Source organism: Lysobacter sp. Soil_C_59, from assembly GCF_057656415.1.
Map to the genome: position 1 here is coordinate 190527 of NZ_JBDGKK010000004.1, position 15526 is coordinate 206052.

The following is a 15526-nucleotide window of genomic DNA, read 5'->3' on the forward strand; positions in this document are numbered from 1 at the left end:
GGCGTTCGCCGGGATGACGAGCAAGGTGGATCCCGGCGTTCGCCGGGATGACGGGGCCTTACGGCTCCATCAACCGCCTGTAACCCTCGATCCCCAGCTTCTCAAGCGTCGCGATGTTGCGCTCCACGATCACTTCCGGATCCGGGAACGCCGCGACGGCGCGCTCGACACTGGCCTCGCGCAGCAGGTGCAGCATCGGGTAGGGCGAACGGTTGCTGCAGTTGCCGACGTCGTCGGCGTCAGTGCCGGCGAACTGGTAGTCCGGGTGGAAGCTGGCGACCTGGATGTGCCCCTCCAGCCCCAGGAACGCGATCACCGAGTCGGCCTGGTCGAGGAAGTCGTTGTAGTCGAGGAAATCGCCGAGAACCTGCGGATGGATCAACAGCGTCGTGTCGGTCTCCTCCGCATCGGTCGCCGCCAGAAGCGCCAGTTCGGAGGCAAGCTCCTCGCGCAGCGCTTCGGGTGTGGTCGCCTCGCTCAGCACGAACCGCACCTGCTGCTTGACGTACACCGCCTTGGCGAACGGGCACAGGTTCAACCCGATCACCGCGCGTTCCAGCCAGCGCCGCGTCGCGGCGATCGCCTCGTGGTCATCGCCGCTCATCGCCACCTCAGTCGCGGAAGTTGTCGAACTGCAGCGGGCGCTCGTACTCGGCGGCCTTGAGCAGGGCGATGGCCGCCTGCAGGTCATCGCGCTTCTTGCCATTGACGCGCAGCTTGTCGCCGTTGATCTGGCTGTCGACCTTGATCTTGGCGTCCTTGAGGGCGCCCTGGATCTTCTTGGCCAGCTCGCGCTCGATGCCCTGCTTGACGGTGATCTTCTGCCGCGCGCCGGCCAGGTTGGTTTCGACGTCGCCGAACTCCAGGCAGCGCGCATCGATGCCGCGCGCGATCAGGCGTGCACGCAGGATGTCGTTCATCTGCTTGAGCTGGAAGTCGCTCGGAGCCGACTGGCTGATCACCTGGTCGTCCAGCTCGAACTTGGCATCGACGCCCTTGAAGTCGAAGCGCGTGCCCAGCTCGCGGTTGGCCTGGTCGACGGCATTGGTCAACTCGTGGGTGTCGACTTCGGAAACGACGTCAAAAGAAGGCATGGCCGGCTCCAGCGGAACGCAAATTCGGGGGCGCAAAGGGTAGCGCAGGCCGCGTCGTCGCGCAGCCACGGCACGCTGCGTTGCGCCCGCGCACGCGCGGCGCGACGTCGGCGGGGGCTAGACTGGCGGCCCACTCGTGCCCGAAAGATGCCTGGACGCACCATGCTCAAGACGCCCGCCTACGCTGCGCTCGATGCCCGTTCGCCGCTCGCCCCCTTCACCATCGAGCGGCGCGAACCCGGCCCGACCGAGGTCCTGATCGACATCCTCTACTGCGGCGTCTGCCACTCCGACATCCACCAGGCCCGCGACGAGTGGGGCAGTTCGAGTTTCCCGATGGTGCCCGGGCACGAGATCGTCGGCCGGGTCGCCGGCGTCGGTACGCAGGCGGGCAAGTTCAAGGTCGGCGACCACGTCGGCGTGGGCGTGTTCGTCGACTCGTGCCGCAGCTGCGCCAATTGCAAGGCGGGCGAGGAGCAGTTCTGCGACCAGGGCATGAGCGGCACCTACAACAGCTTCGAGCGCGACCCGGTCGGCCACCGCTTCGACAAGTCGCGGCCGACCTACGGCGGCTACTCCACGCGCATCACGGTCAACGAGGCGTACGTGCTGCGCATTCCGTCGGCTATCCCGCTCGACCGCGCCGCGCCACTGCTGTGCGCCGGCATCACCACCTGGTCGCCGCTCAAGCACTTCGGCGTCAAGGCCGGTGACAAGGTCGCCGTGGTCGGACTGGGCGGGCTGGGGCACATGGGCGTCAAGCTGGCAGTGGCCCTGGGCGCCGAGGTCACGGTGCTGAGCACGTCGGAATCCAAGCGCGCCGATGCGCTCGCGCTGGGCGCGAAGGATTTCGCCGCCACCCGCGACGGGACTGTCTTCAAGACGCTCGCGCAGCAGTTCGACTACATCCTCGACACGGTCTCGGCCGCGCACGACTACAACGCCTACCTGGAGCTGCTGAAGCTCGACGGCACCATGGTCCTGCTCGGTATCCCGGATGCACCGCAGGCGGTGGCGGCCGGAACGCTGATCCGCCGGCGCCGGCGCCTGGCCGGTTCGATGATCGGCGGTATCGCCGAAACGCAGGAGATGCTGGATTTCTGCGCCGAGCATGGCGTCGCCTCCGACATCGAGCTGATCGGCATCGACCAGGTCAACGAAGCCTACGAGCGGATGCTCAAGGCCGACGTGCGCTACCGCTTCGTGATCGACATCGGCCGCTGGGCGTCGCAGGGCGATTGACCGTGCCCACCGGCGCCCGCCAGGCCCACGCGCGCCAGACGCGCGCCATGCTGACCATGCTGGTCGCCGTGGCGCTGTTCGCGATGATGGATGCCGGCCTCAAGCAGTTGTCGGTGACCTACCCGCCGTTCCAGGTCGCCTCGCTGCGCGGTGCGGCCTCGTTGCCGCTGGTGCTGGTGTGGGCGCTGGCCACGGTCGGCGTGGGCCCGCTGATCCGCGTGCGCTGGTCGCTGCACCTGCTGCGCGGCGTGCTCGGCGTGGCGATGATGGCCGCCTTCGTCTACGCGGTGGCGCGGATGCCGCTGTCGACCACGTACTCGATCTTCTTCGTCGCGCCGCTGATCATTACCGCGATGTCGGTGCCGTTCCTGGGCGAGAAAGTCGGTCCGCGGCGCTGGACGGCGATCGCCGTCGGCCTGATTGGCGTGCTGGTGCTGCTGCGACCGACGGGCGAGGGGCTGGTGAGCCTGGCTGCGTTGGCGGTGCTGGTGGCGGCGCTGATGTACTCGGTCAGCGCGATCACCGTGCGCATCCTCGCGCGCACCGACAGCACACAGTCGATGATGGTCTGGCTGATGGCGATGATCGCCGTCGGCGCAGGCGTGCTCGCCTGGCCGCAGTGGGTGCCGATCCGCGGCGATGACCTGTGGCTGATCGCAGGGATCGGCGTGGCTGGCGCGCTTGGCCAGTACGCGATCACCGAGGCCTTCCGCATGGGCGAGGCGTCGCTGATCGCACCGCTGGAGTACACGGCCCTGGTCTGGGGCGTGCTGCTCGATCTCACTCTGTGGGGCGTCCTGCCCGATGCGATCACCTGGCTTGGTGCCGGGATCATCATCGCCAGCGGCCTCTACCTGCTGCGCCGCGAGCGCGTGCACGCTGAAGCCGAGCATCCCTGAGCCGTCCCGAGGGCGGTCAGGGATGATGGCGCGGCGAAGCGGCCGCGCCTTCGATCCGGATGGGCCGCCGATGAGGCGGCGGTCAGTTCTCGGTGCTGGCGTTGAGCGCCGCGGCCAGGGCGGTATTGCCGCCGACCAGGTCGGCCCAGCGCACTTCATGGCCGTTGCGGCGTCCCTTCTCGACCAGCTTGAGGCCATCGGCGTCGATGGTCAGCGTGTAGGGGCGTTCTTCGATCTGGATTTCGCGACGCAGCGGTTTGTCGAGCTTGGTCGTCATGCGTGACTCCTGCCTTTAGGAAACACCGCGACCCTAACTGTGGGCGGTGATTGCGGTGTGAACGCCTGTGGACACGCGCTGCGGCGGCTTGCCGCGGTGTCGTTGGCGCGTGAAGAACAACGGGCCCCGCGAGGCCCGTTGCCATTGCAGCAAATGGTGGCGCCTGGATGCGTGAGGCTTAGAAGCGTGCGCCCACGCCCACGCCGAGCACGACCGGATTCAGCTCGGCCTTGCCCACCTTGGCGCCGTCGACGGTCACGTCCGGCTGGCCGGTCGTGTCCTGCATGTAGCGCACGTCGGCGCGTGCGAACCAGGTCGGGGTGATGTTGACGTCGACGCCGGCGGTGGCCATCGCGCCCTTGGCGGTATCCACGCCGATGCGCTGGCCGGCCAGTGCGCCGGTCGGCTCGGCCTTCTCGCCGTCGGTGTTGGCTTCGAAGTAGCCCAGGCCGACGAACGGGCGGACGGTGCTGGCGGACGTACCGAAGTGGTACTGGCCGCTCAGTGCGTACGGCTGGCTGTCGATGCTGGCGACCTTGCCGTTGGGCGTGCGCACGCGATTGCCGAACTTGTCGGCCGAGCCCCACGCCTCGATGGCGATGTTGTCGGTGGCGTACCAGCTGGCACTCAGCGTGGCGGCGCCGTCACCATCGACGTTGGTGCGCGTGCCGGCGATCTGCGGATTGCTGGTCGGCTCGGCCAATGCGTAGCCGCCAACGACGGCGAAGCGCTTGCCGCTGGTATCGGTGGTCGTGTCCTGGGCGAAAGCGGCCGGGGCGATGGCGAGAGTGGCCACGACGGCCAGGGTCAAATGACGAAAATGCATCATGGAGAGGACTCCTCATTATTGAGAACGATCTGAGCCTTTTCAGGCCGCCTTTGGGGGGAAGGCGCGACTACCCTAGCCAGCGATGCATGAACCGTTGTTGCGCCGCGCTCGCGAAGTGCGGAACTTTCGCGAGAGGCTTCGGGTTCACTGGCGTGCGCGCGTAAACACGGTGCGCATGAACTTCCGGTGACGGGGCGTCGGTGATTGCCGATTCCGGTGCCGCGCGCGCGGAATGCGATAGGGGACATCCCCGCGCGAAAGCTGCAAGATATGGGCTCCAGCAATCACGGGGGTCGGCCATGCGCAACTTGTCTTTGCCCGGCATGCTCATTGCGCTGTCGTTGCCGGTCGCGTGCGCGCAAGCCGCCGACGTGGATGTCGACATGTCCTGCAACATGGACAGTGACTACGACCTGACGATCGACGAGCGCAGCGTCATCCTCACGCGCGACAGCGGCGTGCCCAAGGCGATCGTGATGCGCCAGGGCAAGCTGTTCGTCGATGACCGCTGGGTAACCCTGAGCAGTGCCGATTCGCAACGCATCGCCGATTTCGAGAAAGGGGCGAGGGCGGCGATGCCCGAGGCACAAGCCATTGGGCGCGAGGCGGCCGACATCGCCTTCACCGTGCTCGGCGAGGTCTCGGCCGGTTTCAGCAGCGACCCCAAGGCGGCGCAGGCCAAGGTCGAGCGGGCGCGGGCGAAGATAGACACGCGGTTGGCACGTTCGGTGACGGCCACGCGCTTCAACGGTGACGACCTGGGCCAAGGCATCGGCGAGGCCGTGGCCGAGGTGATCCCGAGCATGATCGGCGACATCGTCAGCGGTGCCCTCGGCGCCGCCTTCAGTGGTGACGCCAGCCGCCTCAAGCGACTGGAAAACCTGGACGCGCAGATCGAGGCGCGCGTCGAGCCAAGGGCCAAGGCACTGGAGCAGCGCGCCGACGGCCTGTGCCGGCGGATGGTCGAACTCGACCGGATCGACGACGCCCTCGAGTTCCGCCTGGCCAACGGACAGCCGCTGAACCTGATGGAAGCCCACCGCCAACCGCGCCCCGACAAGGATGATGCCAGCCCCGAAAGGGACGCCGCGGCCGAGGCCGCCCAGGCCCGGGCGCGTTGACCCGCCGGCGTCCCGGGCCGATACCGTGACGTATGTCGGCTGCTGTTGGCGCAGTCGCTTGCAGGACGCACAATAGGGTTTTCGCGTACTGCCGGACCCCCACACATGGCTGACCTCAAAGAAGCGCGCGTTCCCGACATCGGGGACTACGACGGCGTGCCCGTGATCGAACTGCTGGTTGCCGTCGGCGACACAGTGAAAGTGGACCAGGGACTGGTCACGCTTGAGTCCGACAAGGCGACGCTGGAAGTCCCGGCGCCCTTTGCCGGTGTCGTGCGCGAACTCAAGGTCAAGATCGGCGACGAACTGTCCGAGGGCAGCGTCGTTGCACTGATCGAACCGTCCGAAGCGGGCGCCGCCGCAGCCGCACCGGCAGAGCCGGCCAAGCCCGCCGAGCCGCCGCGCGCCGAACCGGCCGCGCCGTCGCAGCAGGTCAAGACCGCCGAGACCGGCGCCAAGGTCGAACCTGTCGTCGTGCCGGCGCAGGCGGACCGCATTGCCCAGGCATCGATCGACGCGCAGCGCCCGGGCACTGACCCGGAAGCGATGCCGCCACGCACGCCGCCGGTGACCTTCGGTGCCGACGAGCTGATGCCCGACAAGGTCCCCTATGCCAGCCCGGCGGTGCGCCTGTACGCACGCGAGCTCGGCGTCGACCTGTCGCACGTGGCTGGCAGCGAGCGCGGTGGACGCATCAGCAAGGACGACGTTTCGAAGTTCGTGAAGGGCGTGATGGAAGGCGGCGCCGCACCGGCAGCAGCCGGAGCGCCGGTCGCACTGGGCGGCGGCCTCAACCTGCTGCCGTGGCCGAAGATCGATTTCAGCAAGTTCGGCGAGACCGAGACCAAGCCGCTGTCGCGCATCCAGAAGCTGTCGGGTGCGAACCTGTCGCGCAACTGGGCAATGATCCCGCACGTCACCCAGCACGACGACGCCGACATCACCGACCTGGAAGAGCTGCGTGTCGCGCTCAACAAGGAGAACGAGAAGGCCGGCATCAAGCTGACCATGCTCGCCTTCCTGATGAAGGCCTCGGTGTCGGCGATGCAGAAGTATCCGGCCTTCAACGCTTCGCTCGATGCGACCGGCGAGAACCTGGTGCTGAAGAAGTACTTCCACATCGGCTTCGCCGCCGACACGCCCAACGGCCTTGTCGTCCCGGTCGTGCGCGATGTCGACAAGAAGGGCGTGATCCAGATCGCCCAGGAAACCTCCGAGCTTGCCAAGAAGGCCCGCGACGGCAAGCTTGGCCCGGCCGACATGAGCGGCGGCTGCTTCTCGATCAGCTCCCTCGGCGGCATTGGCGGCACCAAGTTCACCCCGATCGTGAATGCTCCGGAAGTGGCCATCCTCGGTGTGTCCAAGTCTGCGATCCGCCCGGTGTGGGACGGCAAGCAGTTCGCGCCGCGCCTGATCCTGCCGCTGTCGCTGAGCTACGACCATCGCGTCATCGACGGCGCCCTGGCCGCGCGCTTCACCGCGCACCTGGCGCAGTTGCTGGCCGACATGCGGCGCGTGCTGCTGTGAGCCATTCTGCGGTGAGCCTGCGCGCGCTGTGCCTGGCGGCGAGCCTGCTGGCCGTGCAGGTCGCGGCCACTGCCCGCGCCGACGACGAGGTGTGCAACCTCGACCTCGGCCGTGGCTGGCCGCCGGCGACCGAGAACTACGGCTCGGCCGTCGAGGGCCTGTTCGCTGCCGGCGTCAAGCCGACGCTGAGCATGACCCGCCTGCCGGCGCGCAGTGTCGAGAGCGGCGTGCAGCTGTTCGCCGGCCAAGGCGATGGCGACTGGACCTTGCGTTACAGCCAGGCCGACGAACGCGTCCAGGTCTGGAGCGACGGCAAGCGCGAACTGCGCGTGGGCCAGCAGCCCGCCGTGCAGCAGGTGCCGATGCCGGCCGCCCTGGCGCGACGCATGGTCGCCGACTGGCAGCGTGCGCTGAGCACGCAGGTGCCGGCGGACCGCACCGCGCAATTCCACGACGACGAAGTGCTGCTCTTCGTCGTCGACGACCTGCGCATCAGCGGTCTGCAGCCCGCTTGCGGGCCTGCCAGCCAACTGATGGAACAGGTCGGCCTGCTGATCGAGGCCACCGACGACAGCGACGAAAAGCGCATCAAGCGCTGGCGCAAGCTCGAAGAGAAGCTTGACGAACTGGAACAATCGCTCACCGGCGCCACCGGTTGAGCGCAGGAGAACTGCATGGCGACCATTGAAGTCAAGGTGCCGGACATCGGCGATTACGACGGCGTGCCGGTGATCGAGTTGCTGGTCGCGGTCGGCGATACGGTGAAGAAGGACCAGGGCCTGCTTACGCTGGAGTCGGACAAGGCGACGATGGAAGTGCCGTCGTCGGCTGACGGCGTGGTCAAGGAGATCAAGGTCAAGGTGGGCGACAAGGTGGCCGAGGGCGCGGTGATCGCGATCCTCGAGAGCGCTGGCGCGGTCGAGGAAAAGGCTCCTGCGACATCCGCGCCGGCCGCCGCGCCGGCACCGGCTGCAGCACCTGCTGCGGCACCGGCACCTGCGCCGGTCAGCGCCGCCCCGGCACCGAAGGCAGCCTCCGGCAGCGGCCGCAAGGCTGACATCGAATGCCGCATCGTCGTGCTCGGTTCCGGCCCCGGCGGTTACACCGCTGCGTTCCGCGCCGCCGACCTCGGACTCGACACAGTGCTGATCGAGCGCTATCCCTCGCTCGGCGGCGTCTGCCTCAACGTCGGCTGCATCCCGTCGAAGGCGCTCCTGCATGCCGCCGCGCTGATCGAGGAAGCCGCGCATTCGGCCGACATCGGCATCGACTTCGGCAAGCCGAAGATCGACATCGACAAGCTGCGCGACTTCAAGCAGAACAAGGTCGTCACCCAGTTCACCAAGGGCCTGGCCGGCATGGCCAAGCAGCGCAAGGTGCGCACGGTGCAGGGCTACGGCAAGTTCGTTTCGGCGAACGAGATCGAGATCACAGGCGACGACGGCAAGACACAGTTGCTGCGCTTCGAGCAGTGCATCATCGCCGCCGGTTCGCAGGCGGTGAAGCTGCCGAACTTCCCGTGGGACGACCCGCGCGTGATGGACTCCACCGACGCGCTGGAACTGGTCGACGTGCCGAAGAAGCTGCTGGTCGTCGGCGGCGGCATCATCGGCCTGGAAATGGCCACGGTGTACAAGGCGCTCGGCAGTGAAGTGACCGTGGTCGAGTTCATGGAGCAGCTGATGCCGGGCACCGACAAGGACCTGGTCAAGCCGCTGGCCGATCGCATGAAGAAGCAGGGCGTGGCCATCCACCTCAAGGCCAAGGCGACGACGGTCGAAGCCTCCAAGCAGGGCATCACCGTGTCGTTCGAAGGCGACGCCGCGCCGGCGCCGATGACGTTCGACCGCGTGCTCGTGGCGGTCGGTCGCTCGCCCAACGGTGGCAAGATCGACGCCGACAAGGCTGGCGTGCAGGTCACCGACCGCGGTTTCATCCCGGTCGACCGGCAGATGCGCACCAACGTCCCTCACATCTTCGCCATCGGCGACCTCGTCGGCCAGCCGATGCTGGCGCACAAGGCCACGCACGAAGGCAAGCTGGCGGCGGAAGTGGCCGCGGGCGAGAAGCGCGAGTGGGTGGCACGCGTGGTTCCGTCGGTGGCCTACACCGATCCGGAAATCGCCTGGGTCGGCGTCACCGAGACCGAAGCCAAGGCCAAGGGCCTGGAGATAGGCATCGGCAAGTTCCCGTGGGCCGCATCTGCGCGTGCGGTCGGCATCGGTCGTGGCGAAGGTTTCACCAAGCTGATCTTCGACGAGAAGACCCACCGCATCATCGGCGGCGGCATCGTCGGCGTGCATGCCGGCGACCTGATCACCGAGGTGGCGCTGGCGATCGAGATGGGCGCGGAAGCAGCCGACATCGGCAACACGATCCATCCGCATCCGACCTTGAGCGAATCGGTCGGCATGGCGGCGGAAGTGTACGAAGGCACGATCACCGACCTGTACATCCCGAAGAAGAAGTAACGCTCCGGCGGTGCTCCGGAAAAGGCGAAGCCCCGGTAGGGAGACCGGGGCTTCGGAGTGCCCGCCGTAGCTTGCTTTGACGAGGAGTAGAGACTGGGCGGGCGATCGGTAGATGGGACCGGTGGAATCGCAAAAGGTTCCGCCGAAGATGTGCCGCCTGAGCCGGCTCGCAATCTGACTGCGGCCTCAGACGCTCACGGCCGCGGCGGCGTCGCGCCGATCACGGCTCCGGCGCTGCTCGATGCGCTTCCAGATCTTCTCGTGGAAGTGGAAGGCGACGGTGTTGCAGGCCGGCTCGACCAGGGCGAGCGCGCCGCCGACCCAGACGCTGCCCGTCATCAGATAGCCAACCATGAATGCGACCGTGAAGTGGACGGCCGCGAAGCTCAGGGTCTTGGTCATGACACACCCACCAGATGAGAATGATTCTCGATTCTGCATGCTGGCGGCCTGGCGTCAAATTGAAAGTTGCGCTGGCTTCGATAGGGTAGCGCTATCATCTGCCGGAGCCCCATGCGGCCCTTACCTTTCAGGTAATTGAGTGGGCACGACGGCGGCGGCACGCTGGCCGCCATGAAGCCGCCAGATGCCTTCCGCAGGTTCCTGAACGGGCCGAACGCCCGTGCAAACGTGACTGGCGCCGGTTGCCGGGAACGCCCGCGACCTCTATACTTTTGCGGCTCTACCGGGCGCTTTGCGCCTGCCCCAGACCGACGAGTCCCGCGTGCACGATCCATTGTCCGCAGGTCGCCGGCTGGCGTCGCGCGCGACTGCCTGGCAGGCCGGCGCGGCAGCGCTGGTCGCGCTGGCCTTCCTCCCCTTCGGGGCGCCTTCGGCGCTGGCGGCGGCGGTCGGCGGTGGCGCGATCGTCGCGGGCAGTGTCGTGGCGGCCCTGATGGCCCTCGGGGGCGGTATCCAGCCGGCCGGGATGGCGGTGGGGCGGCTTCTGGCCGGGGTGATGTTGAAGTGGGTGGTGGTGTTTGCAGTTTTAACGCTCGGCCTCGCCGGGTTCAAGCTGCCGCCGTTGCCAATGCTGGTGGGAGTGCTTGCGGGAACGCTGGCATTCGTCCTGGCCAACCTTTTGAAACGATAGGTGTCTTTTCGTGAGTGAACAGACCGGTTCGGGCGGCCTGAACGAATACATTCAGCACCACCTCCAGCAGAACTCGATCGAGTTCTTCGGCGGTGCGTTCCACATCGACACCTGGGCGGTGTCGCTGGTGCTGGGCCTGATCTTCATCACCTGGTTTGGCTGGTTCGCGCGCAAGGCCACTTCCGGCGTGCCGGGCAAGGGCCAGGCCTTCGTCGAACTGATCCTGGAGTTCATCGACGGCCAGGTGAAGGACAGCTTCCACGGCGACCGCCGTTCGCTGACCCCGCTGGCGCTGACCATCTTCATGTGGGTCGTGCTGATGAACTGCATGGACCTGCTGCCGCTCGACGCGCCGTACACGGCGATCAAGCTGGCCGCCGGCGCCGATGTCGCGCACCACACCTATTTCCGTTGGGTCCCGACCGCGGACCTCAACACCACGCTGGCCATGTCGGTCGTCGTGTTCTTCCTGATCCTGTGGCATTCGGTGAAGGCCAAGGGCGGCTTCGGCTTCGGCAAGGAGCTGCTGACCGCGCCGTTCCACGCGCACGGCACCGGCACCAAGATCGCGCTGGCACCGGCCAACCTCGGCCTCAACGTCATCGAGTACCTGGTCAAGCCGGTCAGCCTCGCCATGCGACTGTTCGGCAACATGTACGGCGGCGAGCTGGTGTTCATGCTCATCGCCGGCCTGCTCGGCGGCAGCCTGCTGATGTTTGTTCCGGGCGTGCTGTTCAACGCTGCCTGGGCGCTGTTCCACATCCTGATCGTGCTGCTGCAGGCCTTCATCTTCATGATCCTCACCGTCGTCTACATCGCCGGCGCGTACGAGAGTCACTAAGTCGTTTTCGTTTTCGCTTCACCCTTCCGCGCTTCATCTATCCAACCAAAACGTTTCAGTAGGAGAAAACCATGGAATTCATCGCCAGTGTGCAGGGCCTGACCGCTATCGCGATCGGCATGATGGTCGGCCTCGGCGCTATCGGCGCTTGCCTCGGCATCGCGCTGATGGGCTCGAAGTTCCTTGAGTCGGCTGCCCGTCAGCCGGAGCTGGTGCCGATGCTGCAGGGCCGCATGTTCCTGCTGGCCGGCCTGATCGACGCGGCGTTCATCATCGCGCTGGCCGTCGGCCTGCTGTTCGCCTTCGGCAACCCGCTGCTGGGCGAAGTGAAGAATGCTGCTGCCGCCACCGCCGGCGCCGCGCATTAATCAGTTCGTAGTTGTAGAAGCACCGGAGCCGTCCGCACCGCGGACGGCTCTCCCGGGCATAACCGCCCGCAGCGTCCTATCGGAGCTGTCATGAATCTCAACATGACCTTCTTCGGCCAGATGATCACGTTCGCGATCCTCATCTGGTTCACGATGAAGTTCATTTGGCCGCCCCTCAACAAGGCGATCGAAGAACGTCAACACAAGATTGCCGAGGGTCTGGCCGCTGCAGAGCAGAGCCAGAAGAACCTCGCGCAGGCACAGCAGAGCGTCGACGCCGAGCTGCGCACCGCCCGTACCAAGGCCAACGAGATCATCGAGCAGGCGCACCAGCGCGCCAATCAGATCATCGACCAGGCCAAGAACGACGCGATCGCAGAGGCCAACCGCCAGAAGGCGGCGGCTGACGCCGAGATCGCAGCGAGCGCCAACCGCGCCCGCGAGGAGCTGCGCAAGCAGGTCTCCACGCTGGCCGTGTCCGGTGCCGAAAAGCTGCTCAAGCGCGAAATCGATGCCAACGCCCACAAGGCGCTGCTCGACGAGCTGGCCGCAGAAATCTGAGCTGAGCGATGACCCAGGCACTGACCCTCGCCCGTCCGTACGCCCGTGCCGCCTTCGCGCTGTCGCGTGAAAGCGGCCGCACTGCCGCATGGTCGCAGGCGCTCGCGTTCGCCGCCCGTGTGGCGGCCGATCCGCAGGCGCAGGCGCTGCTCGGCCATCCGCTGATCAACCCGGTCGACGCCGTCGGCCTGTTGGCGATGGACGGTGCCGAGGACAGCTTCACCCGCTTCCTCGGCCTGCTCGCCGACAACCGCCGCCTCGCCCTGCTGCCGGAAATCACCGGCCTGTTCGAGGAGCTGCGCGCCGATGCCGAGCGCATCGTCAAGGCCAAGGTCACTGCCGCCAGCGAACTGCCGGCCGCCGAGCTCGACGCCATCAAGGCCGCGCTGGTCAAGCGCTTTGGCCGCGACGTCGAGATCGAGACCGCGGTCGACGCCTCGCTGATCGGCGGCGCCGTGATCGACGCTGGCGAAGTGGTCATCGACGGCTCGCTCAAGGGCAAGCTCGCGCGCCTGCAGTCCTCGCTGGCGCAATAATCGAATTCATCTGCCCGCTTTCAATTTGCATTTTCCGGTTCATGCCGGATCAAGGGACCTAAACCCATGGCTACCACCCAGCTCAACCCGTCCGAAATCAGTGAACTGATCAAGACCCGCATCGAGAAGGTCAAGCTGACCGCCGAAGCGCGCAACGAAGGCACCGTCACCTCGGTGTCCGACGGCATCGTGCGCATCTACGGTCTGGCCGACGTGATGCAGGGCGAAATGATCGAGCTGCCGAACGAGACCTACGCACTCGCGCTGAACCTGGAGCGCGACTCGGTCGGCGCCGTGGTCCTGGGTGACTACGAGCACCTGCGCGAAGGCGACGTGGCCAAGACCACCGGCCGCATCCTCGAAGTGCCGGTCGGTCCGGAACTGCTCGGCCGCGTCGTCAACGCGCTGGGCGAGCCGATCGACGGCAAGGGCCCGATCACCGCGTCGCTGACCGCTCCGGTCGAGCGCGTCGCCCCGGGCGTGATCTGGCGCAAGTCGGTCGACCAGCCGGTGCAGACCGGTTACAAGACCGTCGACGCGATGATCCCGATCGGCCGTGGCCAGCGCGAGCTGATCATCGGCGACCGCCAGACCGGCAAGACCGCCCTGGCGATCGACGCGATCATCAACCAGAAGGGCACCGGCATTAAGTGCGTGTACGTGGCGATCGGCCAGAAGGCCTCGTCCGTCGCCAACGTCGTGCGCAAGCTCGAAGAGAACGGCGCCCTGGCACACACGATCGTCGTTGCCGCCACCGCTTCCGAGTCGGCTGCGATGCAGTACATCAGCGCCTACTCCGGCTGCACCATGGGCGAGTACTTCCTCGACCGCGGCGAAGATGCGCTGATCGTGTACGACGACCTGTCCAAGCAGGCCGTGGCCTACCGCCAGATCTCGCTGCTGCTCAAGCGCCCGCCGGGTCGCGAAGCCTACCCGGGCGACGTGTTCTACCTGCACAGCCGCCTGCTCGAGCGCGCAGCCCGCGTGTCCGAGGACTACGTCGAGAAGTTCACCGAAGGCAAGGTCACCGGCAAGACCGGTTCGCTGACCGCGCTGCCGATCATCGAAACGCAGGCCGGTGACGTCTCGGCGTTCGTTCCGACCAACGTGATCTCGATCACCGACGGCCAGATCTTCCTCGAGACTGACCTGTTCAACGCCGGCATCCGCCCGGCCGTGAACGCCGGTATCTCGGTGTCGCGCGTCGGTGGTGCGGCCCAGACCAAGATCATCAAGAAGCTGTCGGGCGGCATCCGTATCGCCCTCGCCCAGTACCGTGAGCTGGCTGCGTTCGCGCAGTTCGCCTCCGACCTGGACGAAGCCACCCGCAAGCAGCTCGAGCGCGGCCAGCGCGTCACCGAGCTGATGAAGCAGAAGCAGTACGCGCCGATGTCGATCGCGCTGCAGGCACTGTCGATCTACGCCGTCAACGAGGGTTACATCGACGACGTGCCGGTCAGCAAGATCTTGGCGTTCGAAGAGGGCCTGCACGCCCACTTCGTCAACACCCAGGGCGAGCTGGTCAACAAGATCAACGCCACCGGCGGCTGGAACGACGAGATCGAGGCGACCTTCAAGCAGGGCATCGCCGAGTTCAAGCAGACGGGTACCTGGTGAGCGGGAATAGGGAATAGGGAATTGGGAACGAAAGGTAGTCACGGCCGACTCAACGTCGCCTGAGCCTCACGTTCCCCACTCCCCACTCCCGCTTCTCATCCCGCCCTTCGGCATTCAGCAACAAACACAGCGAGCGACAAATGGCAGGCGGCCGCGAAATCAAAACCAAGATCAAGAGCGTGCAGAACACCCGCAAGGTGACGCGCGCGCTCGAAATGGTCTCGGCATCCAAGATCCGCAAGGCGCAGGACCGGATGAAGGTCTCGCGTCCGTATGCGCGCGTGATGAAGCAGGTGATCGGTCACCTGGCCCAGGCCAACTCCGACTACCAGCATCCCTACCTGGTCGAGCGCCAGGAAGTGAAGCGCGTCGGCTACATCATCGTGTCCTCGGACCGTGGCCTGGCCGGCGGCCTCAACAACAACCTGTTCCGCAAGCTGCTGGGCGAGTTCCGCAAGTGGCAGGAGCAGGGCGTCGAGATCGACGTGGTCACCATCGGCCAGAAGGCCTCGGTGTTCTTCCGTCGCATCAACGTCAACATGGTCGGCTCGGTCACTCATCTGGGCGACCAGCCCAAGCTCGAGCAGCTGGTCGGCGTGATCAAGGTCATGCTGGACGGCTACAGCAGCGGCAACGTCGACCGCGTCTTCATCTGCTACAACGACTTCGTCAACACGATGACCCAGCGCGCGGCGTTCGACCAGCTGCTGCCGCTGCCCGAGTCGGACACGAAGGTCGCGCACCACGACTGGGACTACATCTACGAGCCCGACGCGGCCAGCGTGCTGGAGCACGTGCTGACCCGCTACGTCGAGTCGCTGGTGTACCAGGCGGTGCTGGAGAACGTCGCGTCCGAGCATGCCGCGCGCATGGTCGCGATGAAGGCCGCCTCCGACAACGCCACCAAGCTGATCGGCACGCTGAACCTGGTCTACAACAAGGCCCGCCAGGCGGCGATCACCCAGGAAATCTCGGAAATCGTCAGCGGCGCCGCCGCGGTCTGACCGCGCCGGCGCAGCCATCACCAATCACGTGGGCGCGATCGTCGCG

General features: G+C 66.5%; 18 protein-coding genes. 13 read left to right on the forward strand and 5 right to left on the reverse strand.

Annotated elements, in window-relative coordinates; all coding sequences use genetic code 11:
- Window positions 1-58 precede the first annotated feature (58 nt).
- Window positions 59-604, reverse strand: a complete 546-nt coding sequence (locus tag AC3A3Q_RS10140; RefSeq protein ID WP_487586142.1) for a DUF1415 domain-containing protein — start codon at window positions 602-604, stop codon at window positions 59-61.
- Window positions 605-611: 7 nt separating this feature from the next.
- Window positions 612-1094 carry a YajQ family cyclic di-GMP-binding protein gene (locus tag AC3A3Q_RS10145; RefSeq protein WP_487581668.1) on the reverse strand — a complete coding sequence of 161 codons (483 nt, stop codon included), beginning with the start codon at window positions 1092-1094 and terminating at the stop codon, window positions 612-614.
- A 162-nt stretch (window positions 1095-1256) separates the two neighbouring features.
- Between AC3A3Q_RS10145 and AC3A3Q_RS10150 the strand changes: the two genes are divergently transcribed.
- Complete coding sequence (locus AC3A3Q_RS10150) at window positions 1257-2336, forward strand: NAD(P)-dependent alcohol dehydrogenase (RefSeq protein WP_487586143.1); 1080 nt, start codon at window positions 1257-1259, stop codon at window positions 2334-2336.
- Window positions 2337-2392: 56 nt separating this feature from the next.
- Window positions 2393-3235, forward strand: coding sequence for a DMT family transporter (locus AC3A3Q_RS10155; RefSeq protein WP_487586336.1), 843 nt, complete (start codon window positions 2393-2395; stop codon window positions 3233-3235).
- 82 nt (window positions 3236-3317) lie between these two features.
- Here the strand turns inward: AC3A3Q_RS10155 and AC3A3Q_RS10160 are convergent, their stop codons facing one another.
- Together AC3A3Q_RS10160 and AC3A3Q_RS10165 are read right to left on the reverse strand one after the other, a co-directional pair.
- Window positions 3318-3512, reverse strand: a complete 195-nt coding sequence (locus tag AC3A3Q_RS10160) for a hypothetical protein (RefSeq protein ID WP_200608940.1) — start codon at window positions 3510-3512, stop codon at window positions 3318-3320.
- 178 nt (window positions 3513-3690) lie between these two features.
- Window positions 3691-4341 carry an OmpW/AlkL family protein gene (locus AC3A3Q_RS10165; protein WP_487586144.1) on the reverse strand — a complete coding sequence of 217 codons (651 nt, stop codon included), beginning with the start codon at window positions 4339-4341 and terminating at the stop codon, window positions 3691-3693.
- 299 nt (window positions 4342-4640) lie between these two features.
- On the opposite strand from AC3A3Q_RS10165, the gene AC3A3Q_RS10170 reads away from it, so the two are divergent.
- The 4 genes from AC3A3Q_RS10170 (at window position 4641) to lpdA (ending at window position 9460) form a co-directional block, all read left to right on the forward strand.
- Complete coding sequence (locus AC3A3Q_RS10170; RefSeq protein ID WP_487586145.1) at window positions 4641-5462, forward strand: DUF2884 family protein; 822 nt, start codon at window positions 4641-4643, stop codon at window positions 5460-5462.
- Window positions 5463-5567: 105 nt separating this feature from the next.
- On the forward strand, window positions 5568-6989 hold the full coding sequence (locus AC3A3Q_RS10175) for a dihydrolipoyllysine-residue acetyltransferase (protein ID WP_487586146.1): 1422 nt from the start codon (window positions 5568-5570) through the stop codon (window positions 6987-6989).
- Between the two features lie 11 nt (window positions 6990-7000).
- A complete protein-coding gene (locus AC3A3Q_RS10180) occupies window positions 7001-7648 on the forward strand; it encodes a hypothetical protein (protein WP_487586147.1) in 648 nt (215 codons plus the stop codon).
- Between the two features lie 15 nt (window positions 7649-7663).
- Window positions 7664-9460, forward strand: a complete 1797-nt coding sequence (lpdA, locus tag AC3A3Q_RS10185; RefSeq protein ID WP_487586148.1) for a dihydrolipoyl dehydrogenase — start codon at window positions 7664-7666, stop codon at window positions 9458-9460.
- 186 nt (window positions 9461-9646) lie between these two features.
- Here lpdA and AC3A3Q_RS10190 read toward each other — a convergent pair whose 3' ends face one another.
- Window positions 9647-9862 (reverse strand): DUF2061 domain-containing protein, encoded by a 216-nt coding sequence (locus AC3A3Q_RS10190; protein ID WP_487586149.1) that lies wholly within the window; start codon window positions 9860-9862, stop codon window positions 9647-9649.
- Between the two features lie 322 nt (window positions 9863-10184).
- Here AC3A3Q_RS10190 and AC3A3Q_RS10195 point away from each other — a divergent pair, with 322 nt between their 5' ends.
- The 7 genes from AC3A3Q_RS10195 (at window position 10185) to atpG (ending at window position 15480) form a co-directional block, all read left to right on the forward strand.
- Window positions 10185-10553: a hypothetical protein gene (locus AC3A3Q_RS10195; RefSeq protein ID WP_233264781.1), complete on the forward strand. Its 369-nt coding sequence runs from the start codon at window positions 10185-10187 to the stop codon at window positions 10551-10553.
- 10 nt (window positions 10554-10563) lie between these two features.
- Window positions 10564-11394 carry a F0F1 ATP synthase subunit A gene (atpB, locus tag AC3A3Q_RS10200; protein ID WP_487586150.1) on the forward strand — a complete coding sequence of 277 codons (831 nt, stop codon included), beginning with the start codon at window positions 10564-10566 and terminating at the stop codon, window positions 11392-11394.
- A gap of 71 nt (window positions 11395-11465) precedes the next feature.
- Window positions 11466-11762 (forward strand): F0F1 ATP synthase subunit C, encoded by a 297-nt coding sequence (gene atpE / locus AC3A3Q_RS10205; protein ID WP_158732391.1) that lies wholly within the window; start codon window positions 11466-11468, stop codon window positions 11760-11762.
- A 90-nt stretch (window positions 11763-11852) separates the two neighbouring features.
- A complete protein-coding gene (locus tag AC3A3Q_RS10210) occupies window positions 11853-12323 on the forward strand; it encodes a F0F1 ATP synthase subunit B (RefSeq protein ID WP_200608926.1) in 471 nt (156 codons plus the stop codon).
- Window positions 12324-12331: 8 nt separating this feature from the next.
- Window positions 12332-12859, forward strand: a complete 528-nt coding sequence (locus AC3A3Q_RS10215; RefSeq protein WP_487586151.1) for a F0F1 ATP synthase subunit delta — start codon at window positions 12332-12334, stop codon at window positions 12857-12859.
- A gap of 66 nt (window positions 12860-12925) precedes the next feature.
- On the forward strand, window positions 12926-14476 hold the full coding sequence (gene atpA / locus AC3A3Q_RS10220; protein WP_487586152.1) for a F0F1 ATP synthase subunit alpha: 1551 nt from the start codon (window positions 12926-12928) through the stop codon (window positions 14474-14476).
- 140 nt (window positions 14477-14616) lie between these two features.
- A complete protein-coding gene (atpG, locus tag AC3A3Q_RS10225) occupies window positions 14617-15480 on the forward strand; it encodes a F0F1 ATP synthase subunit gamma (RefSeq protein ID WP_200608920.1) in 864 nt (287 codons plus the stop codon).
- The last annotated feature ends 46 nt before the right edge of the window (window positions 15481-15526 follow it).

Bases quoted from the DNA above. Each gene is read 5' to 3' on its own strand.
- AC3A3Q_RS10140 (WP_487586142.1), bottom strand. From the start codon at position 604: ATGAGCGGCGATGACCACGAGGCGATCGCCGCGACGCGGCGCTGGCTG.
- AC3A3Q_RS10145 (WP_487581668.1), bottom strand. From the start codon at position 1,094: ATGCCTTCTTTTGACGTCGTTTCCGAAGTCGACACCCACGAGTTGACC.
- AC3A3Q_RS10150 (WP_487586143.1), top strand. From the start codon at position 1,257: ATGCTCAAGACGCCCGCCTACGCTGCGCTCGATGCCCGTTCGCCGCTC.
- AC3A3Q_RS10155 (WP_487586336.1), top strand. From the start codon at position 2,393: ATGCTGGTCGCCGTGGCGCTGTTCGCGATGATGGATGCCGGCCTCAAG.
- AC3A3Q_RS10160 (WP_200608940.1), bottom strand. From the start codon at position 3,512: ATGACGACCAAGCTCGACAAACCGCTGCGTCGCGAAATCCAGATCGAA.
- AC3A3Q_RS10165 (WP_487586144.1), bottom strand. From the start codon at position 4,341: ATGATGCATTTTCGTCATTTGACCCTGGCCGTCGTGGCCACTCTCGCC.
- AC3A3Q_RS10170 (WP_487586145.1), top strand. From the start codon at position 4,641: ATGCGCAACTTGTCTTTGCCCGGCATGCTCATTGCGCTGTCGTTGCCG.
- AC3A3Q_RS10175 (WP_487586146.1), top strand. From the start codon at position 5,568: ATGGCTGACCTCAAAGAAGCGCGCGTTCCCGACATCGGGGACTACGAC.
- lpdA (WP_487586148.1), top strand. From the start codon at position 7,664: ATGGCGACCATTGAAGTCAAGGTGCCGGACATCGGCGATTACGACGGC.
- AC3A3Q_RS10190 (WP_487586149.1), bottom strand. From the start codon at position 9,862: ATGACCAAGACCCTGAGCTTCGCGGCCGTCCACTTCACGGTCGCATTC.
- atpE (WP_158732391.1), top strand. From the start codon at position 11,466: ATGGAATTCATCGCCAGTGTGCAGGGCCTGACCGCTATCGCGATCGGC.
- AC3A3Q_RS10210 (WP_200608926.1), top strand. From the start codon at position 11,853: ATGAATCTCAACATGACCTTCTTCGGCCAGATGATCACGTTCGCGATC.
- AC3A3Q_RS10215 (WP_487586151.1), top strand. From the start codon at position 12,332: ATGACCCAGGCACTGACCCTCGCCCGTCCGTACGCCCGTGCCGCCTTC.
- atpA (WP_487586152.1), top strand. From the start codon at position 12,926: ATGGCTACCACCCAGCTCAACCCGTCCGAAATCAGTGAACTGATCAAG.
- atpG (WP_200608920.1), top strand. From the start codon at position 14,617: ATGGCAGGCGGCCGCGAAATCAAAACCAAGATCAAGAGCGTGCAGAAC.